The sequence below is a fragment of the Solimonas sp. K1W22B-7 genome, from assembly GCF_003428335.1.
Classification (GTDB): domain Bacteria; phylum Pseudomonadota; class Gammaproteobacteria; order Nevskiales; family Nevskiaceae; genus Solimonas_A.
In genome coordinates this window covers 197,842-219,673 of sequence record NZ_CP031704.1, presented here as the reverse complement: position 1 = coordinate 219,673, position 21,832 = coordinate 197,842, and the positions used below count along the sequence as shown (strand labels likewise).

The following is a 21,832-nucleotide window of genomic DNA, read 5'->3' as shown; positions in this document are numbered from 1 at the left end:
CCCGCTTCCCGCCTCACGCATTCCCGCCGTCAGCTCCTGCTGCGCAGGCGCACCTCTTCCTCGCCCTTGCCGATCGACCGGTCGGTCGCTTCCTCGCGGCGCGGCATGCGGCTGGGGGCCAGCTTCCTGCCCTTGGGATGCTTCATTGCCTTTGGCCTGGCCACCGCGGGAACACGGCGGGGCTCCTTCACTTCACCGCTGACGACACCATCAGCGGTCTTGCGCGTGCGCTCCTGGGTTGCCATGGCTCGAGCCTCCTGCCGGCGCTGACGCCGGTGCTTCAGAAAAGAAAAAACCGGTGCGGCTGGGGGGCCGCACCGGCGAGAGAGGAGCGCTCGTGGGGGCGGCGCTCTTTGGGAGATCCTTCTCCGGCTTTGCGGGAGGTCCTTCTCCCGGGGGTTCTGGTGATCCTCGTATTCGTTGTCTCAGCAGGCGAGCATCCTGGGCGCGCGGCTCAGCCGGCGCCCGGTGTACTGTCCCGCCGGGCTTTCGCCTCACTCACCTTGCGGTCGTATTCAGCCTTGGCCTTGTCGATGCAGGCACTGCGCTCGGCACTGGCCAGTGCGTTGCAGCGCTGCTTCTCGGTATTGAAAGCGGCTTCGAGTTCCGCCGACTCCACCTTGTACTTGCCTTCTGCCTCCTGCTTCACGGTTTCCGCGCGCGCTTCCATGTTCTGCTGCGCGGCATCGGCCGGGTCGGGATTGGCGGAGGCCTCGATCGTGGCCTGCGTCTCCGCCTGCTTTGCCGCAGCGATATCCTGCTGCGCTTCGGCACTGGCCTGGGCGACATTCTGCTGCCCCTCGGCCTGCGCTTCGGCGATCTCGCCGGCGTTGGCCTGTTCGCGCGGCTTGCAGCCGGCGACGCTGACCAGGCCGGCCAGTGCCAGCGGGATCAGCCAGGCTTGAGGTGAACATCCTTGTCTCATCGTGGACTCCTGAATTCGTGGACCGGGGCGACTCCATGTCGCCAGCGACTCCTTGTCGCCGGTCTGCTCTCTTGGCGCAGGCTTCATGCCAGGGCTTTTGAAATGCTCAAGCCATTGAATTCAATGAATTCGGTTCGACAGAATCCCGCAAAATGCATTGCAGATTGCATGCCTTCCGGATTTTGTCCGGGACAATTGCAATCCGGCCATGCACATTGCGATTTGCACGGGGCGCGGCGCGATGCCCGGCAGTTTGCCCGGGGACCGGACGATCCGCATCGCGCAAGCCTCTGAACCCATTGAGATCTGCTGCTGGTACGGGCCTTGCGCCATCGGGGGAAAGCCAGAGGAGATCGACATGCGAGCCCCGAGGCCCTGTCTGCTGTTATGTGCCCTGCTGCTACCCGCAGCGGCCCAAGCAAGAAACCTGGAAGACATCGGCCGCGAAACCCAGGTCTATGCCGCCTATGCCACCACCGACGCACTGCGCCCGCTGGGGCTGTCGGTCAGCGTCGAGGGCGAGCGCCTCACGCTCACCGGCGTGGTGCGCAGCGCCGACGAAAAGCGCCTGGCGGAAGAGGTGGCGCTGCACAGCAGCGGCGCCGCGACGGTGGACAACCGCATCGAGATCGATGCCGGCCATGCCAGCGCCATGCGGCTACCGCCGGAACCGCCGCCGGCCAGCGGCTGGCGCCAGCGCCTGCGCGACGCGGTACTGACCGCGCGCATCAAGCTGCAGCTGCTGCGCGAGAACTTCGGCGATGCGCTGGATGTCAACGTCGATACGGTCGATGGCAAGGCGCGCCTGCGCGGCGTCGCCGACAGCGCGCAGGGCCGTGCACGCATGGTCGACATCGCGGCGGCGACGCCGGGGGTGATCAAGGTGGAGGACCGCATCGCCCTGCGTCCGCCGCCGGGCACGGTGCCGACCGTGGATGCGCCGCGCGCTTCGCTGGTCGATGCCTGGATTACGGCGAGGCTCAAGTCCTCGCTGCTGCTTTCCCGCGAGGTGGACGGCTACGCGATCGCCGTTGCCACCAGCCGCGGCGCGGTCCGCCTCAGCGGCCGTGTCGATACGCCGGCGGAGCGTGCAGCCGCCGTCCAGATCGCGAGGGGTACTGCGGGTGTCCGTGCAGTGGACGCCAGCGGCCTGAGCGCCGGATGAGCGCCGGGTGTGACCCCGCCCACCATGAGCAAAGGAGTGCCGATATGAACAATGTGAACCAGCTGAAGGAACTCGTGCAGGTCGCCCGCGATGGCGCGGAGTTCTACGAGCAGGCCTTCGAGCAGGTCCAGGACAGCCAGCTGCGCAGCCTGTTCTCGCGCATGGCCGCGGCCAAGCGCGAGCTGATCAACGGGCTGTCCGCCAGCATCGCCGCCAGCGGCGAGGTTGTACCCCCGGGCGGCACGCTGAGCGGCGCCCTGCGCAAGGTCTACGCCCAGGTCCGCGCCACGCTGGCGCGCGACGAAACCCGTGCCTACGTGGCACAGCTGGAGGACGCGGAGGACCGGCTGCTGGAGCACCTGCGCCGCGCCATCCGCGAGGCCGACGATCCGTCGGTGCTGCGCCAGCTCGAGATGTATCTGCCCCGCGTGCGCGATTGCCATGACGAGATGCGTGCGCTGAAGCAGCGCATGGCGGCTTAGGGCCTGTTAACACTACGGCAGTCGCTGCGATGCCCCCGTATTTGCGGCCAGGCACGACGCGAGGAGGGAGTTTGGTGGTTCCAAATAACCGACGAGCAACACAGCATGGCCGCAAAGACGGGGGCACCCTTCGGGCGGGACCGTTTTGGCGCAGGGCGTCGTCCCGCCCCGCTTATGTACTTCGAGTACACCGCGCGTGCCGGGACATAGCCCTGCGCCAAAACGGTCTCCGTCGCAGCGACTGCCGTAGTGTTAACAGGCCCTAGGAAGAGCCGCCGGTTTGTACTTTTATCCAACTTCAAGGAAGGAGTGCCACATGAACCAGGACATCATCAAGAGCCAGTGGAAGCAGCTGAAGGGCGAGGTCAAGCAGAAGTGGGCCAGGCTCACCGACGACGACCTGACGCTGATCGAGGGCAAGCGCGACGTGCTGGAAGGCAAGATCCAGGAGCGCTATGGCCTGGCCAGGGACAAGGCCGAAGCCGAGGTACGCGACTTTGAGCAGCGCCTCCGCAAGCACTGAGCAAATGAATGAAAAACCCCGCAGGCCTTTCGGCGTGCGGGGTTTTTGTGCTGCTGCCGGGCCTCAGCTGACCGGCGGACGGCGCCCCAGGACCAGCGACACCACGAACAGCACCAGGAATACCAGGAACAGCAGCTTGGCGATGCCGGTTGCCGTACCGGCGATGCCGCCGAAGCCGAGCGCTGCGGCAATCAGTGCGATAACCAGAAAAACGATGGAGTAATAAAGCATGGATGGTCTCCTCCACAGATCGGGTGGGTACGACAGGACTCTCTGTCCAAGTCGCGTGCCAGCCGTCATGTTTTTAAAAATCAATGAGTTGGACATTCCCAGCCGGCCTATGGCCGGCGCCCTGCAGGGCGCCCGGACGGGTCATAATGCAATTTGCAATGGAGAACGGCCGTGATGAGCGAACGCCTGGAACTGCAGCGCAGCGGCGTGCTGGTGGTGGACGACGATCCGGCCATGCTGCGCAATTTCCGCCGCGCGCTGGACGAGCATGGCTACCGCATCGAGACCGCGCAGTCGGCGGCCGAGGCGGAATCGGCGCTGGCCCGTGCGGTATTCGATGTCTGCCTGCTGGACGTGAACCTCGGCGAGGATTCCGGCATGGACCTGCTGCCGCGCCTGCGCGAGGCGGCGCCCTGGATGCGCATCGTGATGGCCACCGCGCTCAACGACGCGACGCTGGCGGTCAACGCCCTGCGCACCGGCGCCAGCGACTATCTGGTCAAGCCCTGCTCGCCCGACGAACTGGTGCATGCGGTGGCGCAGCAGGCCGACGCACGCCGCATGGAGCGGCGCATCGAGGCATTGGAGAAGAGCGACGACGACGGCCGCTCCGAGATCGACCTGGACACGCGCAACCCGCAGCTGCTGGCGACCTACGAGGTGGCGCGGCAGGTGGCGGCCACCGACGCCACAGTGCTGATCCTGGGCGAGAGCGGCGTCGGCAAGAACGTGCTGGCGCGCGCGATCCATGACTGGAGCGTGCGCAGCAAGGGCAACTTCGCGACGGTGAGTTGCCCGTCGCTGTCGGCGGAGCTGCTGGCCAGCGAACTGTTCGGCCATGTGCGCGGCGCCTTCACCGGCGCCACCGACAACCGCCAGGGCCGCGTGCAGGTGGCGGACGGCGGTACGCTGTTCCTCGACGAGATCGGCGACATGCCGGCGGCGATGCAGCCGCGCCTGCTGCGCTTCATCCAGGACCGTGAATACGAACGCGTCGGCGACCCGCATACGCGCAAGGCCGACGTGCGCGTCATCGCTGCCACCAACCATGACCTGCGTGCGATGGTCAGCGAGGGCAGGTTCCGCGAGGACCTCTACTACCGCCTCAACGTGGTGACGCTGACCATGCCCTCGCTGCGCGAGCGCCGCGAGGACGTCGCTCGCCTGGCCACGCACCTGCTGGAGAAGTTCGTACACCAGTACGACCGGCCGGCGCGGCGTTTCGGCGAGGCGGCAACGGCGCTGCTGACGGCCTACGACTGGCCCGGCAACCTGCGCGAATTGCGCAACGTGGTCGAACGCGCGGTGATCCTGTGTCCCGGCGACGCCGTGGGCCCGGAGCACCTGCCCTTTGCCAGTTCCGGCCGCGGCGTCAGCGGCGGCCTGCGCGCCGGCGACCCGGTGAGCCTGCAGGAGCTGGAGCAGGCACATATCCAGGCGCTGCTGGCGATCTCGCCGACCATGGAGGCGGCGGCGCGCACGCTGGGCATCGACAGCTCGACGCTGTATCGCAAGAGGAAGCAGTACAACATGCCGTAGCGATTCAGGTCATTGGGACAAGACATCAGTCCGCGAATGAACGCAAATCAACGCGAATACATAAGGCTTGGCCATTTGCGTCCATTCGCGTTCATTCGCGGACCGACTCGTCCGGCTCTAAATCGCCCAGGTGCTTCCGCGCGCGCGCCTCGACACCGTAGCGACTGAGCAGCTTGTAGAAATCCGTCCGGTTCCGCCCCGCCAGCCGCGCCGCGCGGCTGATGTTGCCGCCCGCCAGTTCCAGCATCTGGCGCAGGTAGTTGCGGGTGAACTCGGCACGCGCCTCGTCGAAGGACGCCAGCCCCGCCGTGCGCTCGCCCAGCGACGCCCTGACCAGGGCCGCGCCGATGATGCGCCCCGGTGCCAGCGCGACGTTGCGCTCCACCGCGTTGAACAGCTGGCGCACGTTGCCCGGCCAGGGCGCGGTGACCAGTGCCTCCAGCGCTTCGGCCGAGTACAGGCGCCGCGGCGCGCCGGCTTCGGCAAGCTGCGCCAGGCGATGCTGCACCAGCAGCGGAATGTCCTCGCGACGCTGTTCCAGCGGCGGCAGCTGCAGGCGCACGACATTGAGCCGGTAGAACAGGTCCTCGCGAAAGCGGCCGTCGGCGACCCGCGCGTCCAGGTCCGCATGCGTGGCGGACAGCACCCGCACGTCCACCGGCACGGTGCGCGTCTCGCCCACCGGACGTACTTCCCGCTCCTGCAGTACGCGCAGCAGCTTGGCCTGCAGCGCCAGCGGCATGTCGCCGATCTCGTCGAGGAACACGGTGCCGCCCTCGGCGGCACGGAACAGGCCGGGGTGGTCGCTCTGCGCGCCGGTGAAGGCGCCGCGGCGGTGGCCGAACAGTTCGGACTCCAGCAGGTCGGCGGGCACGGCGGTGCAGTTGATCGCCACGAAGGGGCGCACGCTGCGGCGGCTGGCCAGGTGGATCGCACGCGCCAGCACTTCCTTGCCGCTGCCGCTGGCGCCGGTCAGCAGCACCGCCGAGTCCATGCGCGCGACGCGCCCGGCGTCATCGAGCAGCGCCTCCATGATGGGGCTGCGCGTGATCACGCCGGCACGCCAGTCGGCGCGCGGCGGCAGGCCTTCGCCGAGATGGCTGCGGATGCAGGCCAGCAGGCGGTCGCGGTCCACCGGTTTGGTGAGGAAGTCGACCGCGCCGGCCTGGGTGGCGCGCACCGCGTCGGGAATATCGCCGTGGGCAGTGAGGATCGCCACCGGCAGGCCGGGACTATGGCTCTGGATACGCGTCAGCAGGGCGATGCCGTCGGTATCCGGCAGGCGCAGGTCGGCCAGCACGAATTGCGGTCGCACTTCGCCCAGGCGCTGCATCGCCTCGGGCGCGCTGCTGGCCACGGCCACGGCGTAGCCCTCGCTTTCCAGCCGCAGCGCCAGCAGGCGCAGCAGACGCGTATCGTCGTCCACCAGCAGGATCGGACGCTCTGCGATTCGGGCGAGGCTCATCAGCGCCCCTTCCCGAGACGGCGCTCGATATCGACCACCGCGGCCATGCGCTGGCGCAGGTCCTGCACCTCGACCTGGCACTGGGTGGCACTGTCCAGTTCGTGCAGGCGCACGCTGGCGGCGGCGCGCTGGCCGCCGGTCAGCGACTGCGACAGCAGCTTGCGCAGGCGCCTCTGCGCCGAGCCGCGGTTGTAGCCGGAGTGATCCGGCACGCTCTGCATCAGCGCGACACGCAGCTTCTGCTCGGTGCCGGGATCGTCGCTGCGCAGGTCCTGCCACATGGCCTCGCGCTGCGGCGGGCTCGCGGCCAGGGCCTGCGCCAGGAATTCCACCGGCTCGGGGCCGGGCCCGCCGATCGGCAGGCGCCAGGACATCGGCTCCACGCTGGCGCAGCCGGCCAGGCTAAGCAGCAGGAGCAGGCCAGACCATGCTGAAGCGCGCGCCAGGCCCGGCATCCGCCACCTCCACGCTGCCGCTGTGCGCCTGCGCGGTCTCGCGCACGATCGACAGCCCCACACCGGTACCGCGAATGCCGGATTCCTCCGACTCGCCGCCGCGTACGAACGGTTCAAAGATCTTTTGCTTTTCTTCATCGAGCACACCCCGGCCGCGATCGCGCACCTGTAGTTCGCAGCGGCCGGCATTCATGCCGGCCGCGATATCGATCGTGCTGCCCTCCGGGGCATGCTTGATCGCATTGGTCATGAGGTTGTCCAGTGCCGTGCGCAGCTGCGCGCGCTGTCCGTAGAGTCTTGGTGACGACACTTCGACGGCTGCGTCGAGCGCGCGCCGCGCCAGCGGCAGGCGGTGCGCCGCCAGCACCTCGGCCAGCAGCGGCGCGGTATCGAACCATTCCATCGAGGCATCGACCCGGTCGTTGCGCCAGGCGGAGTAGGCCAGCAGGTTGTCGATCAGCACTTCGAGATCGGCGGAAGACTCGATGAGGATCTGCGCCACCTCGGTCTGGCTCTGGCTGAGTTCGCCCAGCGAGCCTTCGCGCAGCAGCGCCGCGCCTTCGCCGAGGCTGGCCAGCGGGGTCTTGAGTTCATGCGACACATGCCGCAGGAAACGATCCTTGTCGGCCGCCAGCTGCGCCAGGCGCAGGCGCAGCCAGTCGAGGCGCTCGGCCAGTTCCTGCAGTTCCTGCGGAAAACCCACCGCGATCGGCTGCTGGTAGCGCGAGTGGCCGAGTTCCGCGACGCCCTGGGCCATGCGCTTGAGCGGACGGGAAACGGCGATCGAGAAGCACACCGCCAGCAGCGCCGTCAGCGGTACCAGGGCCAGCGCCAGCAACAGCATCGTGCGCCGCGCACTCACCGCATCGTGGCGCAGTTGCCCGATGCGCTGGTCGGCCAGGTACCTGGCCTCGGCCACGACCGGATCGATGTCGAAGGACAACGAGTGCAGCCGCGTGACGACCTCGGCCAGCGGCGCGTCGGCGCTGAGGCTGCGCGACCAGGCCTGCGACACCTCGGCCAGGCCCTGGCGCAACCTGGCCAGCGACACGCCGAGGCGTTCGCCGCCGTCGCGCCGCAGTTGCTGCCGCTCGAGCCGGTCCAGGGTGGTATCGATGTCCTTCAGGCGGCTGGCGAACAGATCCAGCAATGCCGGTTCGCCGAGCGCAACGTACTGCCGCGCGTTGCGCTCCAGCTGGCTGAGATTGTCGCGCAGGTCGCTGCCCAGCAGCGCCAGCGCCATGCTCTCCTGCATCAGGCGATCGGCCTGGCGCGCGTGCCGCTGCAGCGCCAGGTCCGCCAGCACCAGGGCCAGCAGCAGCGGCAGCGACACGAGCACACAGCCGGTCGTCACCAGCACGGTCATGGTTCGGGGCAGCGGCGGGCGCATCGGCGTGGAATCCGGTCCTTGGAAAGCAGGTGTCGCTCGCGGCGCATCCTTGCGCCGCGGACCTGTGACTGGCGCCGCCGGGCAACAGTTCCCTGGCATGCCGGCCCGCCGTTCATTCGCCGTTCATCCATGCGTCGCCGTTCGCAGACGCGCGGGAATTCCCCTGAAACCCCGCACGCAGCGGCAGTTGTGCCGTGGGCACGGCGAAGCCTGTCGGAGTTCGGCGACGCTTTCCCCCTGCCGCGGTGGCCGCTCTTCCGCACGGCCGGGCGCTCGACCCTTGCAAGTCCTTGTTTGCCAAGCCGTGGCGCATGGCTGGCATGACCGTTGCCCCTGATACCTCAGCCCAAGGATGGGCGATCGGCACCGGTCCCGTGACCGGGTCCATGGAACAGGAGAGGCTGCCCGTGACCAGCAACGACATCGTGATCTTCGCCCCGCGCACGCCGGACAGCGGGCGGTTGCTGCTGGCCGGGCGGGTCGCGCACTGCTTCAGCGACTATCGCGGCTTCCGCGAATCGGGCCTGAAGCCCGCCGCTTTCATCGTGCGCAGCACCGATCCCGCCGCCACCGGCGAGTGGCTGCGCCAGATCCGCCGCGACCCCGATCATGCCGCGCGCCTGGCCTTCGTCGAAGGCTCGGTCGGGGAGGCCGATGCGCCGGTCGGCGACGGCCCGCTGCCGGCCACCGTCCCGGAATTGCTGGAGCGCATCGACGCCAGCGTCGCCCGCGCGCAGGCGATGCGCGACAAGGACGACGACCGCAGCCCGGCGGCCCTGCTGCTGGAATACCTGTGGCTGCGCCCGGGCGCGACGCTGGAGCCGCGCGCCGACTGGCGTCATCCGCGGCTGCATCACTACCCCCTGCTCGACGTACTGGAGCGCGGCGATACCGATCCGCAGGGCTGGCTGCAGCAGCTGGAGCGCGATGGCCTGCTGACCCGCGGGGAACTGCGGGCGCGCCAGCGCGAATGCGATTTCTGCGGCAGCGCGCACCTGAGCTTCATCGACGTCTGCCCCAGCTGCCGCTCGATCGACATCGACCAGCACGCCGCCCTGCATTGCTTCACCTGCGGCCTGATCGCCCCGGAGGACCGCTTCACCCGCGGCGGCGGCCGCTGCTGCCCCAAGTGCGGCACGCATCTGCGGCACATCGGCAGCGACTACGACCGCCCTCTGGAGACGACCTCCTGCCGCAGCTGCGAGCACGTCTTCGTCGAGGGCGAAGTCGTGGCGCGCTGCGCGGTCTGCGACCACTCGATGGCCCCCACCGCATTGCGCCTGCACAAGCTCTGGTCCTGGCGCCTGAGCAGCCGCGGCTGCCTGGTGGCCCAGGGCCGCAACCCGGCGCAGTCGCCCGCGCTGTTCGACGCCCAGCACTACGCCAGCCGCGAGCACTTCAGCCACAGCCTGGACTGGCTGCTGAAGATCGGTCGCAGCCAGGGCGGCACGCGCCTGGCCCTGCTGGGCCTGCGCCTGGGCAATGCCGTCACGCTGGCGGAGCAGTTGGGCGCCGGACGCGCATCGCAGCTGGTGGATGCTTTCGCCGAACGCCTGCGCGAACTGCTGATCGAGTCGGACCTCGCGACACGCCTGGACGCCGAGACCCTGTGCCTGCTGCTGCCCGGCGCCGACCGCGACCGCCTCGCACAGCTGCATGAAGCGGTCGGCCAGTTGCAGCAGCGCGCCGTGCAGCCGGAGGGCATCGGCCCGTCCTGGCAGCTTGCGAAGGTGATGGCGACCACCGCCGACGGGACGAACGCGGCATCGCTGCTGGAAGCGCTGGAGCAGCAATGGCAGCGGCCAGCCAGGGCGCGGGCGGCCTGACATGGACAGCATCTTCGTCAACCTGGTGTCCGGCTTCGCCGTCTTCCTGGCGATGGTCAGCGGCAGCGCCGAGGCACTGGTGCTGAAGTTCGCACCCTTCGCGCTGCTGCTGGAAATGCCGCTGTATCTGCTGACCTGGCTGGGCGTCATGCACTACCTGTGGCGCCGCCACACGCATCCGCCGGCGGAGATTCCCTACTACCCGCGCGTCACCTGCATCTGCAACGCCTACGCCGAGGGTCGCGACGTGCAGTATTCGATCCGCTCGCTGCTGGAGCAGATCTATCCCGGGCACATCGAACTGCTGCTCGTGCTCGACGGTGCCGTGGCCAACCGTGCGACCTATGACGCGATCAAGGAACTGATGCCGCAGTTCGGCGGTGGCGCCAACCGCTCGGTGCGCTTCATCCCCAAGCCGCAGCGCGGCGGCCGAGTCTCGGCCACCAACACCGGCCTGCTCTATGCCACCGGCGAGATCGTGATGGCGCTGGACGCCGACACCTCCTTCGACAACGAAATGGTGGCGCAGGCGATCAAGCCCTTTGCCGATCCCCATGTGGTCGCCGCCACCGGCCCGCTGCGCGCACGCAACGGCCAGAAGTCGATGATCACGCGCTTCCAGGCCGTGGAATACATGCTGGCGATCTACCTGGGCAAGGTCGGCCTGGCCGAGTGGAACCTGATCAACAACCTGCCCGGCGCCTTCATGATCTACCGCAAGTCGATCCTGGATCACGTCGGCGGCTGGAACACCGGCACCGGCGAGGACCTGGACCTGACGCTGCGCGTCAAGCAGTACCTCAAGCGCCACCCGGAACTGAAGCTGGTGTTCGCGCCCGGCGCGGTTGCGCATACCGAGGTGCCCGACACCTTCGCCGCCTTCTACAAGCAGCGCCTGCGCTGGGACGGCGACCTGTCCTACATCTATTTCCGCAAGCACTGGCAGGCCTTCTCGCCGATGATCGGCTGGCGCAACTTCATCGGCAGCACCTGGTACGGACTGCTGTTCCAGATCTTCCTGCCGATCCTGCAGGTGGGCTTCCTCGCCTGGATGCTGCTGTTCCAGCCGGCACCGTTCTTCATCGGCACGATGCTGCTGATCTATGTCTTCTACCTGACGATCACCGTGCTGCAGTTCCTGCTGTTCCTGGCGCTGCTGTCGGAACGCCCCGCGCAGGATGCGCGCTACTTCTGGGTGCTGCCGCTGATGCCGCTGTTCATGGTGTCGGCCCGCGTCTGGAGCGTGATCGCCACATTCCACGAATGGTTCAACCGCGCTCACCAGGACTCGCCCATGGGTCCGTGGTGGGTCATCCGACAAGGAGGCCCGCGATGAAACGCCTGCTGCAAACCCTCAGCTTGCTCGGAGTGCTGGCGGCGGGGCCGGCGCTGGCCGAGGAACTGCTGCTCGAGAACCTGCTGGGCGACACCGGCCATGCCGCCGGCGTGCTGCAGGCGGAGTCGGAACTCAAGGCCGCCGGCAGCGAGTTGGACCGCGACCGTGCCGAGAAGGGCTGGCGCGTCACCGGTGCCGCCGGCTACGGCCACATCCAGGACGTGGTCGATGAAGGCCGCTCGATCTCCTACCAGGCAGCACAGGCGCAGCTCGGCCTGAGCTACCCGCTGTTCGGCTCGGCCGAGAAGCAGGCCCGCGCCATCGGCCTGTCCAGCGGCAAGACCCAGGAAAAGAAAGTGCGCCTGGAAGCCGCACGGCGCCTGGCGCAGCTCGAACTGGAAGCGCAGTACGCACGCTACTGGGGAGCGCAGGAGAGCCTCAAGCTGGTCGACGCCTACCTGGAGAGCGAAGCGCAGTTGCTGCCGCGCCTGCAGCAGCGCCAGGACAAGCGGATGATGCTGGGCTCGCAGATGATCGACAGCGGCGCCGGCTTTGCCCGCGCGCGCAGCGACCGTGCCCAGCTGGTGGCGACGCGCAACGCCGCCCGCGCCCGCCTGGAGCGGCTTACCGGGCGCAAGCTCGGCGAACTGCAGGCCCGCGCCACCGAACTGCCGGAGGACGTAACCATGCCGGCCGGCGACGCGCTGCAGCGCCACCCGGACCTGGTATCGCTGCAGGCGCAGCGCGAGACGCTGCAGCGCCAGCAGAAGGACAGCCGCTGGTACGGGCTCGATGGCGCCTTCAACGTCAATGCCAATACCGTGCATGACACCACCAACTCCGAGACCGGCGGCAATGCCTTCGTCGGCGTCAACCTCAGCGCGCCGCTGGCCGTGGGCAGCGCCCGCCGCGCCGAGCGCAACCGCCTGAACGCCGAGCTGGAGACGCTGCAGCTGCGCTACCGCCAGCGCCAGGAGGAACTGCTGGCCGACATCGGCGGCGCCCGCGACAAGCTGGCGCAGCAGCGGGAAGAGACCGCCGCTGCCGCGCAGCGCTCGCGCGGCGCGCACGAGGCCCTGCGCGAGCGCCTGCGCCGCAGCGGCGTGTTCGCCGAGGACGGCATCGAGACCCTGGCAGGCAAGCTGCAGTCCTACTACGCCGCGGCGCTGGCCGAGATCGATACGCGCACGCGCGGCTGGATCGCCAACGTCGAGGCTCGCGCTTTTGCCCTGGCGGTGGCCGAGGACGCCGCACCGCCGCGCCGTGCGCTGCTGCCGGACTCCGGCATCGGTGAGCGCCTGGCCGAGCCGATCGTACTGGTGACGCGGCAGCTCGCCGGCAGCGGCCCGGCGCCGCGCCCGGCCGCTGCGGACAAGCTCGGGAGCGCAGCGCCCGCTCCCGCGCCGACACCGGTACCACTGCGCGCCGACCTGCCGCCTTCCGCTACGGCCGACTCCAACATCGAGGCCTCGCGCTGGCTCAAGCCAGTGCAGCCCAGGCCCGCGGCACGCTTCCAGATGGCCAGCACGATGGAAGGCGGCGCGGCCATTCCCACAGCGGCGGCGATGCCGGTGGCCTACAACACCGCCGGGTCGTCCGCCGCAGCTACCCCGGCGCCGCCACCGAAAGCCGGCAGCGCACGCGGTCGCGACGACATGGCGGTCTACGTCTGGAACAGCCAGGACCTGATCGGCAAGCAGCAGAACCGCGACCGCTTCTGGAAGCTGCTGCAGCGCCTGTCGATCGACCGCCTGCTGGTGTCGCTGGACGCGGCGCAGATCCGGGAGTTCCGCGCCCGTCCGGCGCCGCTGAGCGGCTTCCTGCAGAACGCGCGCAAGCGCGGCGTGAAGGTGGAGCTGCTGCTGGGCGATGCGGGCTGGATCGAGCCCAAGGGCCGCGAGCAGTTGGTGGAACTGATCTCGGGACTCTGGGACTTTCCCTTCGACGGTCTGCACCTGGATATCGAGCCGGACCAGGTCTACAGGCAGCCACTCGGCCGCGAACAGTTCGACAACTGGGTGAAGAGCATGCAGGCGGCGGCCAAGGCCTCACCCTGGCCGACCGCGATCAGCGTTCACCCGCGCTACTTCCGCGACGAGCCCTACAGCGGCTGGAAGCTCGGCGAGCGCCTGGCCGAGGGCGGCGTCAAGGACGTGACGCTGATGATCTTCAACTCGAAGCCGGAGAACGTCGCCAGCGTCGCCACGCCGATCCTGGCGGGCTCGCCGCAGCTGCGCTTCCGCGTGGCGCAAAGCGTGGAGCCGCAGCTGGACGCGGCCGAAAGCCATGCGAAGCGCACGCGCGCCGATTTCGAGAAGTCGATGAGCCGCCTGCAGCAGTTGCTGCAGGCGCAGGCCAACGCCGACGGCATCGTCGTGCAGGCATGGGCGGACCTGATGAGGATGGGTTATGAAAGTGAGATTCGTTAAACCGGAGCAGAGCGACCCCAGCCGCGATCGCGGCATCCAGGTGCCGTACGCACCGGGCAAGCGGCAGCTCGCGCGCTGGCGCTGGTACCTGATCCTGCTGGTGGTCAGCAGCCCGCTGCTGTACTTCGTCGGCAAGTTCCTGTGGGCCTCGGTGGCAGTGGAAGCCCCGGGCGTGATCGCCCAGGAGCAGATCACCGTGCGCACCCTGGGCCAGGGCTACGTCGAGGAGGTCTACGTGAAACCCTACGAGGAGGTCGCCGAGGGCGATCCGTTGGTGCGGCTCAACAACCCCGAACTGGAGGTGCGTGCCAGCCAGATCCGTGCCGAGCTGAAGGCCCTGCAGGGCATTCCCAGCAGCATCAGCGCCGAGCGCGGGCCGACCGTGAACCTGCAGGACCAGATCGAGATCGCGCGCGAGCAGAAGAGCTACCAGAGCCAGCGCATGAATTCCCTGCAACAGCTGGTGGACGAGGGCGCCGCCACCGAGGCCGAGCTTTCCGCAGCGCGCCGCGAGGAACAGCAGGCCTCGTCGCGCATCTCCGAGCTGTACCAGACCATGGCGGTGCAGAACCACGTGCCGCCGAGCGTGCCCAACACCGAGCTGCGGACCCGCGTGCTGTCGCTGCGCGCCGAGCAGGCCAAGCTGGAGGAACAGCTGGAGGGCCAGCTGGTGCGTGCCCCGCGCGACGGCCGCATCGTCGACCTGGCCGTGGTCAGTGGCGACCAGCTGGCGCTGGGCGGCAAGGTGGCGATGCTGGCACCGGTCGGCGGCGAGCTGCACATCGACACCTATGTGCCGCCGAAGTACGCCGAGGTCGCACGCTCCGGCCAGCGCGGCACGGTGGTGTTTCCCGACGGCAGCCGCCGCGAGGCCGAAGTCGCCTCGGTCCCGGAGGTGGCGCGCGAGATGCCTGCCGGCTACAGCCAGCCTTTCGGCGGCAACCCCGTCGGCGTGCTGGTGCGCATGCGCTTCGTCGATGGCGAGGTCATGCACGGCCGCATCAGCAACGGCCTGCCGATCCGTGTGCGCTTCGAGAACGACTGGGAGGGCGCCCGGCTGCCCAAGCAGATCGTGGCGCGCCTGGACAGCGCTTTCGGTGCGCTGCGCGAGCGCTTCACCACGGAGTCCTCGCCGCAGCAGCAGTCGGTGAAGAGCAAGGAGGCTTTATGAAAACGGACATCACCAAGACCCGCTCGCAGCGCTCATCGGGCAAGCACGCCCGGCTGCGCCGGGTGCTGGTCACCGGCGGTGCCGGTTTCATCGGCTCGCACACAGTGGAGGCCCTGTTGCGGCGCGGCTACGCGGTGCGGGTGCTCGACGACCTCAGCACCGGCAAGGCCGAAAACCTGCCGCTGGAGCACGCACGCCTGGAACTGCGCACGGGCAGCATCCTGGACCGCACGGAACTGGACTCGGCGATGCAGGGCATCGAGGGCTGCATCCACCTGGCCGCACAGGTTTCCGCCGCCCGCTCGGTGGAGGAACCGCTGGCCTCGGCCGAGCGCAACGTGATGGGGTTCATCAACGTCCTGGAAGCCCTGCGCCACCACGCCGTGCAGCCGCGCCTGGTGTTCGCCTCGTCGGCGGCAATCTACGGCGAGCCGCGCAGCCTGCCGCTGACCGAGGAGGCGGTAGCCAGCCCGACCAATCCCTACGGCCTGGAGAAATACGTCGACGAACTCTATGCCGATCTCTACCGGCGCCTGCACGGCGTCAGCAGCCTGGGGCTGCGCTTCTTCAACGTCTACGGCCCGCGCCAGGATCCTTCCTCGTCCTACTCCGGCGTGATCTCGCGCTTCATCGAGCGCATCGCCGCCGGCGAAACCCCAACCGTGTTCGGCGACGGCCGCCAGACGCGCGACTTCATCCACGTCGGCGACGTGGCGGTGGCGGTGGCCACCGCGCTGGATTCGGACTGCAACGGCGCCTGCAACGTCGCCACCGGCCGCCGCAGCGACCTGCTGGAACTGCTGCGCCTGCTCGGCGACTGCCTGGGCCAGGCGGTGCGCCCGCAGTTCGAGCCGGCGCGGCCCGGCGACATCCGCGATTCCTGCGGCGACCCCGCCCGCCTGCGCGAGCAGCTGGGCCTGGTCGCCGGATGCAGCCTCGAGGATGGCCTGGCCGACCTCGTCGCCAGCCTGTCCCTGCCGCCGCCGGCGCTGAAGCGCAGCGGCCCCCGCTTTGCCCTTCCCTAGGAGATCACCATGTGCGGACTCGTTGGCGCGGTCGCGGACCGCAACGTCGTACCGGTATTGATGGATGCCCTACAGCGCCTGGAATACCGCGGCTATGACTCCGCCGGCGTCGCCCTGCTGGATGGCGGCGACAGCGTTTCGGTGCAGCGCTGCGTCGGCCGCGTCGCCGACCTGGCGCGCAGCCTGCGCGGCGTCAGCTTCGACGGCGGACTGGGCATCGGCCATACGCGCTGGGCCACGCATGGCGAGCCGGCGGAGCGCAACGCGCATCCGCATGTCTCGCGCGGCGAGGTCGCGGTGGTGCACAACGGCATCATCGAGAACTTCCGCGAACTCAGGCGCGAGCTGCAGGCGGCGGGCTACGAGTTCCTGTCGGACACCGACACCGAGGTCATCGCCCATTTGCTGCATCGTCACATGTGCGGCGGCCGCTCGCTGGCGGCCGCCTTGCGCGCCGCATCCGCCGAACTCAGGGGTGCCTACGCCGTCGCCGTGGTCGCGGTGTCGGAACCTGAGACCTTGGTGGTGACGCGCCGCGGCAGCCCGCTGGTGATCGGCGTGGGCGACGACGGCCACTACGTCGCCTCCGACGTGACCGCCCTGCTGCCGGTGACCGCCCGCTTCGTATTCCTGGAGGAAGGCGACATCGCCGAACTGAGTCGCGGCGAGATCCGCATCCGCGACATCGATGGCGAGACGGTCGAGCGGCCGCAGCGGCAGCTGGCCTTGTCCAGCGAGGACGTCGACAAGGGCGCCTATCGCCACTACATGCACAAGGAAATCCACGAGCAGCCGCGCGCCCTGGCCGACAGCCTGCAGGGCCGCAGCGCCGGCGAGTCGGTGCTGGAGGACAGCCTGGGCTTTCGCGCGCGCGGCCTGGTGGAACGCATCCGCGCCGTGCACCTGGTGGCCTGCGGCACCAGCCATCATGCGGGCCTGGTGGCGCGCTACTGGCTGGAAGCCATGACCGGCCTGCCCTGCAGCGTCGAGCTGGCCAGCGAGTTCCGCTACCGCCTGCCGGCGGTGCCGCGCAACTGCCTGTTCGTGGGCCTGTCGCAGTCCGGCGAGACTGCCGACACACTGGCGGCGCTGCGCTACGCCAAGGAGTCCGGCTACCTGTCGACGCTGGCGATCTGCAACGTCGCCGAGAGCTCACTGGTGCGCGAGGCCGGCCTCAGCCTGCTGACCCGTGCCGGGCCAGAGCTGGGCGTGGCCTCGACCAAGGCCTTCACCACGCAGCTGTCCGCATTGCTACTGCTGACCGCCCTGCTGTCGCGCCGCAACGGGCCCATCGCCAGTGCCGAGGCGCCGATCCTGCGGCATCTGGCGCAGGCACCGGTGGCGGTGGAGGCGGTGCTGCGCCTGGAGCCGCAGATCGAAAAGCTGGCGCGCCAGATCGCGCGCCACAACCACGCGCTATTCATCGGCCGCGGGCCGATGTATCCCATCGCCCAGGAAGGCGCGCTCAAGCTCAAGGAGATTTCCTATATCCACGCCGAAGCCTACGCCGCCGGCGAGCTCAAGCACGGCCCGCTGGCCCTGGTGGACGAGCACATGCCGGTGATCGCGCTGGCGCCGGCCAGCGGCTGCCTCGACAAGCTGGAGTCCAACCTGCAGGAGGTGGCCGCCCGCGGCGGCCGCATCTACGCCTTCGCCGACCGCGCCTGCGCGATGGAAGACGGCCCCGGCATGCAGGTGATCTGCATGCCCGAGGTGAACGAACTGCTGGCCCCGATGAGCTACACCGTGGCGCTGCAGCTGCTGGCCTACCACGTGGCGCTGGTGCGCGGCACGGACGTGGACCGGCCGCGTAATCTGGCGAAGTCGGTGACGGTGGAGTGAAGCCCGATGCGGTGAATATGCCTTACATTCACCGCACATTATACGGCGAATAATTGCCCGTTCAGGGAATATGACCTATATTCACCGCATGAATGGCGGTGAATATAGGTATATCTGGCAATCCCGCGAATGGCCGCGCTGGCGTTACGACGCCGCCGCCCTGGCGGAGCCTTTGTCCCTGGTTCATCACGCCCAGGGACACCTCGCCGGCCGCATGACCGACCTGGGGATGGCACAGCGCGACGAGGCGACGCTGCGCACCTTCACTGAGGACGTGTTGAAGACCAGCGAGATCGAAGGCGACCGGCTGAGCCCCGATGCCGTGCGCTCCTCGGTGGCGCGGCGGCTGGGTGTCGATATCGGCGCCCTGGCGCCTGCCGATCGCCACATCGATGGAGTCGTCGACATGGTGCTGGATGCGACGCAAAACTTCGGCGCCGCCCTGACCCAGGAGCGCATCTGCGGCTGGCATGCGGCGCTCTTCCCGACCGGCTACAGCGGCATGCGGGCCATCCGGGTCGGCGCTTGGCGGGATGATCATGACGGCCCCATGCAAGTCGTTTCGGGCGGAGTCGGCCGCGAGAAGGTCCATTTCGAAGCGCCGCCGGCGGACCGGCTGCCAGCGGAAATGAACGCCTTCCTGCGCTGGTTCGACGACACCCCCCAGGAGGATCGCCTGCTTCGTGCAGGTATCGCGCATCTGTGGTTCGTCACGGTCCATCCGTTCGAAGACGGCAACGGTCGTGTCGCGCGGGCGGTGGGAGACTTGGCCCTGGCGCGGGCGGAAAACTCCTCGCAGCGCTTCTACAGCCTCTCCGCCCAAATCCAGGGCGAACGCAAGACCTACTACGAACTGCTGGAGCGCACCCAGAAGGGCACGCTCGACATCACCGAGTGGCTGCAGTGGTTTCTTGCCTGCCTATTGCGTGCGATCCAGCACGCGGAGGCGGGGCTATCCGATGTTTTGGCCAAGGCTACGTTCTGGCAGAGATGGGCCGCGATATCGATGAACGAGCGACAGATCACGCTGCTGAATCAGCTGCTGGATGGATTCGAGGGCAAGCTCACCAGCGGCAAGTGGGCAAAGATCGCGAAGTGCTCGACGGATACGGCGTTGCGCGATATCTCGAGTCTGGTGGAGTTGGGCGTTTTAAAGAAGTCAGGAGCGGGCGGACGCAGCACAAGCTACGAACTCGTATCTTGACCTGGCATCAAGCAACGAGATTCGCTAGGCACTGCGCGCTTCGGCGCCATCACTTCCGCTTTGGCGAGTCACCTCAGCTTCGTAGCTATGAACCGAGCCTAGTTAAATTCTCCTTTAGGCTTCGCGCTTTCCCAGATTTTTCTCGCCTTAGTGTAGTCACCCCTTATTTTTTCGAACTCCGCAATCTCGGCGCTTACGAAAGCAGCTGAAAGCGGAAGCTGCTGATACTCCAGACTATGTGAGTGTGCATCGATGAAGCGGGACAGCACCGCCATCTTCTCATGCACCCTTAGTGCGATCGCCTCATCGAAGTACACCTGATTCAGGGTAAAGGTGATGTTCTCCCGCCAGCGTCGGACGACGTTGCCAAAGAGCTTCTTCTGGATAAAATCTTCATAGGCCGTGCGGAGATTGCCACACGCCTTCTCCAAATGACCTCGTTGTGGATGCCCTGAGAGCAGATTAGCCTCATTCAGGTGAATCTTCGCCCTGTTGAAGGCCGCCCCCTCATACTCCTCATGAGGGAATGCTAAAACGTCAACACATCCGGAACCATCTTCTTCCCCCTTACATACGGTGTGCCCCGTGAACTTGACTCCCTTGGCTGCAGCCGCTGCGGCCAGGTAGCTTGTGAATAGAATGTCATGGGTAAATACGATGACTTGGCGGGCGGAAGCCTCGCCAACCAGGCGCTTGGCTATGGACTCCTTTCGAAGGTGATCCATTGACGTCACCGGATCGTCGAAGATAACCCCCGAGCAGCTACCATTGATCTCGACTTCGGTCAGGAAGTCAGCCAATGCCGCAGCGGTCTGCTCCCCCTCACTCAAAACGTCTGAGGGCTCGAAATCGCCGCGACTTGCGCTGACTATTTCGATTTGACGATCTGTCTTGCCTGCATCTCCCGCGAAGCGAAACTTTACCGGCAGATGAAGTTCAAGCAGTTCGCAGTTCTCCGTAAATTTGTCGACGAATCCTTGTGCAACGAGCCTCTTAGCAAGATCCGTCTGTTTTGTCGTGACTTCCCGTTGAATGCTCGCAAATGTCCGTAGCCGTTCCCTTCCAATGTCCACCCATTTGAAGCTCGTTACAGCATTTACAACATCCGTGTACGTACCGGAAAGAATCCTTCGATCTTCCAGCAAAATCTTTTCCTCTAGCAGAGGCGCAAGGAGCGTTTCCGGATCCTTTTGGATCAGACTAAGAGTTTCAATTCCGATGCGCTGACTCAGCTCCTTAATCCGCTGCGAGACAGAATCAATCGAGGGCGTAGCCGAAGAAAGTGAAAGGCTGGCTATGGAATCGTCAAGGGCACCTTTTAGGGCTTCGATCTGCGCAACATGCGCGGCCACGTCTGCTTCTAAGGCGACATCAAGATCCTTGAGCACGCGTCGCGCCGCGCTGTCTGGACTGAAAATCCCTGTATTCGTCTTCCGCAGTCTTCCGCTCAGCACATCGAGCTCTAGTTCACCCCCCTTCAGCTGGTTCTCCACATCACTTGTCGCCACCTGATAGAACCGGGACAAGCGATCGAATGCGTCATTTTGCAGCTCTTGTTGGCACAGCACGCAACGCGGGATAATTTCCAACGCCGGCGGGAAGGAATCGCCAGGAAAGGCTTCATTGTTATAAGAAACTGCGGCAGCGATAAGCTCACGCCAGAACTGAGTCCCGACTGGTTGGACCGGCTCATTTCCAAGCTGGGCAGCCGAGAGCGCCGCAGACTTTTCCTTGAGGTGCTGTACTTTCTGTATCTCTTGCCCAATCTTCGACACAAGATCTGAATCGATAGCATTGGATAGTGCAATCAACGTCGCTCGTAACGCATCTAGATCGGCGATCTTCTGACGATTCTGTTGAACGATCTGCTTCGAATCTCCACTGCGAAGTTCCTGTATCTTTTTTGACACCAGTTCCAGGCGATCTAGCTCAGCATTTCCAAATACGGCCAATTTATCGAGTTCTGTAGTGTCAGTTTTGGCACTCAACGTCCTCAAGGCTTGTCCCACAGTGGATTCACTTCCAGCAATCGCGAACCGGTCTGCCACTGGCAGCCTGGCGCCAATGTCGATCTTCAGTTGCGCCTGAAGCTTGCTGAAGACATCCACCATACGCGGGAATACGTCAAATAGGTAAGGCATAACCTGAAATGACTTTCGCTCATCCAAATGCACTCTTATGCAAGTGGAGTCAAAGACAGCAAAGTTGTCGCGCAACTTCGGGCACGGCTGTTTATGCATATATGTGGCGTCAGTGCCATCAGCGAACTTGAACTTCGCAGTTGGCTCGGGCTGCGCCACAAGATTGATTCGGACGTCTCCCAATATTTCGGTATCACGCGATCTGGTAAAGCATGCTGCTTTAAGAACGCGGGCATACCCCGACTTACCGGAGCCGTTGGGACCATAGACAACCGTGAGCATCGGGCCAAAGGTCAATGCCTGGCCTGCTTTCAGGGCATTGACGCCCGAAACCTCATGCATCAAGACTAGGTGAGCGCGTTCTTCGAGGGGAGTGTTATTGAACTGGGGCACTACTAGTGCGTAATCGTTACGAACGCCACCATGCGAAACCAAACCAAAATCAATCAAGAGCTCTCTGTAAACTTGATCAAAATCGTTCTTCGAAAGTTCATTTGTGGCAACAAGCTTCGCCAATAGACATTGCTGCCAGACCGGCAAATCCTTCTGCCAAGAAGACAACTCGTCAAATATGTTGAACGAAGTGCTTGCCATCTTTACCCCGAGAACTAATCCGCCTGTTGAAGGTTCTGTGCTAATCCATGTGACCGGCTGCCTCGATACGACAGTCGAAGCCCATCTCC

Annotated in this window: 18 protein-coding genes; 11 read left to right on the top strand and 7 right to left on the bottom strand. The window is 66.5% G+C overall.

The features are described 5' to 3' along the window. Positions 1-29: 29 nt before the first annotated feature. Positions 30-245 carry a hypothetical protein gene (locus D0B54_RS01090; RefSeq protein WP_117288377.1) on the bottom strand — a complete coding sequence of 72 codons (216 nt, stop codon included), beginning with the start codon at positions 243-245 and terminating at the stop codon, positions 30-32. A gap of 209 nt (positions 246-454) precedes the next feature. After that, positions 455-925, bottom strand: a complete 471-nt coding sequence (locus D0B54_RS24070; protein ID WP_162932123.1) for a hypothetical protein — start codon at positions 923-925, stop codon at positions 455-457. Positions 926-1,283: 358 nt separating this feature from the next. Between D0B54_RS24070 and D0B54_RS01085 the strand changes: the two genes are divergently transcribed. From D0B54_RS01085 to D0B54_RS01075, 3 genes are all read left to right on the top strand, one after another. Further along, entirely contained in the window at positions 1,284-2,090 is an 807-nt protein-coding gene (locus D0B54_RS01085; RefSeq protein ID WP_162932122.1) for a BON domain-containing protein, read from the top strand. 44 nt (positions 2,091-2,134) lie between these two features. Next, a complete protein-coding gene (locus tag D0B54_RS01080; RefSeq protein WP_117288373.1) occupies positions 2,135-2,572 on the top strand; it encodes a PA2169 family four-helix-bundle protein in 438 nt (145 codons plus the stop codon). 316 nt (positions 2,573-2,888) lie between these two features. Next, the gene (locus D0B54_RS01075; protein WP_117288371.1) at positions 2,889-3,095 is read left to right on the top strand and encodes a CsbD family protein; all 207 of its coding nucleotides are present in this window, start codon (positions 2,889-2,891) and stop codon (positions 3,093-3,095) included. A gap of 63 nt (positions 3,096-3,158) precedes the next feature. On the opposite strand, the gene D0B54_RS01070 is transcribed toward D0B54_RS01075, so the two are convergent. Then, positions 3,159-3,326 (bottom strand): DUF1328 domain-containing protein, encoded by a 168-nt coding sequence (locus tag D0B54_RS01070; RefSeq protein ID WP_117288369.1) that lies wholly within the window; start codon positions 3,324-3,326, stop codon positions 3,159-3,161. 174 nt (positions 3,327-3,500) lie between these two features. Between D0B54_RS01070 and D0B54_RS01065 the strand changes: the two genes are divergently transcribed. Further along, positions 3,501-4,865, top strand: a complete 1,365-nt coding sequence (locus D0B54_RS01065) for a sigma-54-dependent transcriptional regulator (RefSeq protein ID WP_117288367.1) — start codon at positions 3,501-3,503, stop codon at positions 4,863-4,865. Between the two features lie 91 nt (positions 4,866-4,956). On the opposite strand, the gene D0B54_RS01060 is transcribed toward D0B54_RS01065, so the two are convergent. Genes D0B54_RS01060 through D0B54_RS01050 form a run of 3 tightly spaced genes read right to left on the bottom strand, consistent with a single transcriptional unit; the run spans position 4,957 to position 8,175 of the window. Continuing rightward, positions 4,957-6,330: a sigma 54-interacting transcriptional regulator gene (locus D0B54_RS01060; protein WP_240433519.1), complete on the bottom strand. Its 1,374-nt coding sequence runs from the start codon at positions 6,328-6,330 to the stop codon at positions 4,957-4,959. Then, positions 6,330-6,704: a hypothetical protein gene (locus D0B54_RS01055; RefSeq protein ID WP_162932121.1), complete on the bottom strand. Its 375-nt coding sequence runs from the start codon at positions 6,702-6,704 to the stop codon at positions 6,330-6,332. The genes D0B54_RS01060 and D0B54_RS01055 overlap by 1 nt, the downstream gene beginning before the upstream one ends. A 28-nt stretch (positions 6,705-6,732) precedes the next feature. After that, positions 6,733-8,175, bottom strand: coding sequence for a sensor histidine kinase (locus tag D0B54_RS01050; RefSeq protein WP_117288363.1), 1,443 nt, complete (start codon positions 8,173-8,175; stop codon positions 6,733-6,735). A 407-nt stretch (positions 8,176-8,582) separates the two neighbouring features. Between D0B54_RS01050 and D0B54_RS01045 the strand changes: the two genes are divergently transcribed. From D0B54_RS01045 to D0B54_RS01015, 7 genes are all read left to right on the top strand, one after another. Further along, positions 8,583-10,001, top strand: coding sequence for a diguanylate cyclase domain-containing protein (locus D0B54_RS01045; RefSeq protein ID WP_162932120.1), 1,419 nt, complete (start codon positions 8,583-8,585; stop codon positions 9,999-10,001). A 1-nt stretch (position 10,002) separates the two neighbouring features. Next, a complete protein-coding gene (locus D0B54_RS01040; protein ID WP_117288360.1) occupies positions 10,003-11,337 on the top strand; it encodes a glycosyltransferase family 2 protein in 1,335 nt (444 codons plus the stop codon). After that, positions 11,334-13,766 carry a TolC family protein gene (locus D0B54_RS01035; RefSeq protein WP_162932119.1) on the top strand — a complete coding sequence of 811 codons (2,433 nt, stop codon included), beginning with the start codon at positions 11,334-11,336 and terminating at the stop codon, positions 13,764-13,766. The genes D0B54_RS01040 and D0B54_RS01035 overlap by 4 nt, the downstream gene beginning before the upstream one ends. Beyond that, positions 13,753-14,937 (top strand): HlyD family secretion protein, encoded by a 1,185-nt coding sequence (locus D0B54_RS01030; protein ID WP_162932118.1) that lies wholly within the window; start codon positions 13,753-13,755, stop codon positions 14,935-14,937. The genes D0B54_RS01035 and D0B54_RS01030 overlap by 14 nt, the downstream gene beginning before the upstream one ends. Then, the gene (locus D0B54_RS01025; RefSeq protein WP_117288354.1) at positions 14,934-15,962 is read left to right on the top strand and encodes an NAD-dependent epimerase/dehydratase family protein; all 1,029 of its coding nucleotides are present in this window, start codon (positions 14,934-14,936) and stop codon (positions 15,960-15,962) included. Before D0B54_RS01030 ends, D0B54_RS01025 begins: the two co-directional genes overlap by 4 nt. A gap of 9 nt (positions 15,963-15,971) precedes the next feature. Further along, a complete protein-coding gene (gene glmS, locus D0B54_RS01020) occupies positions 15,972-17,804 on the top strand; it encodes a glutamine--fructose-6-phosphate transaminase (isomerizing) (protein WP_117288353.1) in 1,833 nt (610 codons plus the stop codon). Positions 17,805-17,892: 88 nt separating this feature from the next. Beyond that, positions 17,893-19,008, top strand: a complete 1,116-nt coding sequence (locus tag D0B54_RS01015; RefSeq protein ID WP_117294950.1) for a Fic family protein — start codon at positions 17,893-17,895, stop codon at positions 19,006-19,008. Positions 19,009-19,106: 98 nt separating this feature from the next. Here D0B54_RS01015 and D0B54_RS01010 read toward each other — a convergent pair whose 3' ends face one another. After that, positions 19,107-21,743, bottom strand: coding sequence for an AAA family ATPase (locus tag D0B54_RS01010; RefSeq protein ID WP_117288351.1), 2,637 nt, complete (start codon positions 21,741-21,743; stop codon positions 19,107-19,109). Between the last annotated feature and the right edge of the window lie 89 nt (positions 21,744-21,832).

Excerpts from the sequence above, each read along its gene's own strand:
- D0B54_RS01090 (WP_117288377.1), bottom strand. The coding sequence starts at position 245 with ATGGCAACCCAGGAGCGCACGCGCAAGACCGCTGATGGTGTCGTCAGC.
- D0B54_RS24070 (WP_162932123.1), bottom strand. The coding sequence starts at position 925 with ATGAGACAAGGATGTTCACCTCAAGCCTGGCTGATCCCGCTGGCACTG.
- D0B54_RS01085 (WP_162932122.1), top strand. The coding sequence starts at position 1,284 with ATGCGAGCCCCGAGGCCCTGTCTGCTGTTATGTGCCCTGCTGCTACCC.
- D0B54_RS01080 (WP_117288373.1), top strand. The coding sequence starts at position 2,135 with ATGAACAATGTGAACCAGCTGAAGGAACTCGTGCAGGTCGCCCGCGAT.
- D0B54_RS01075 (WP_117288371.1), top strand. The coding sequence starts at position 2,889 with ATGAACCAGGACATCATCAAGAGCCAGTGGAAGCAGCTGAAGGGCGAG.
- D0B54_RS01070 (WP_117288369.1), bottom strand. The coding sequence starts at position 3,326 with ATGCTTTATTACTCCATCGTTTTTCTGGTTATCGCACTGATTGCCGCA.
- D0B54_RS01065 (WP_117288367.1), top strand. The coding sequence starts at position 3,501 with ATGAGCGAACGCCTGGAACTGCAGCGCAGCGGCGTGCTGGTGGTGGAC.
- D0B54_RS01060 (WP_240433519.1), bottom strand. The coding sequence starts at position 6,330 with ATGAGCCTCGCCCGAATCGCAGAGCGTCCGATCCTGCTGGTGGACGAC.
- D0B54_RS01055 (WP_162932121.1), bottom strand. The coding sequence starts at position 6,704 with ATGTCCTGGCGCCTGCCGATCGGCGGGCCCGGCCCCGAGCCGGTGGAA.
- D0B54_RS01050 (WP_117288363.1), bottom strand. The coding sequence starts at position 8,175 with ATGCGCCCGCCGCTGCCCCGAACCATGACCGTGCTGGTGACGACCGGC.
- D0B54_RS01040 (WP_117288360.1), top strand. The coding sequence starts at position 10,003 with ATGGACAGCATCTTCGTCAACCTGGTGTCCGGCTTCGCCGTCTTCCTG.
- D0B54_RS01035 (WP_162932119.1), top strand. The coding sequence starts at position 11,334 with ATGAAACGCCTGCTGCAAACCCTCAGCTTGCTCGGAGTGCTGGCGGCG.
- D0B54_RS01025 (WP_117288354.1), top strand. The coding sequence starts at position 14,934 with ATGAAAACGGACATCACCAAGACCCGCTCGCAGCGCTCATCGGGCAAG.
- glmS (WP_117288353.1), top strand. The coding sequence starts at position 15,972 with ATGTGCGGACTCGTTGGCGCGGTCGCGGACCGCAACGTCGTACCGGTA.
- D0B54_RS01015 (WP_117294950.1), top strand. The coding sequence starts at position 17,893 with ATGAATGGCGGTGAATATAGGTATATCTGGCAATCCCGCGAATGGCCG.
- D0B54_RS01010 (WP_117288351.1), bottom strand. The coding sequence starts at position 21,743 with ATGGCAAGCACTTCGTTCAACATATTTGACGAGTTGTCTTCTTGGCAG.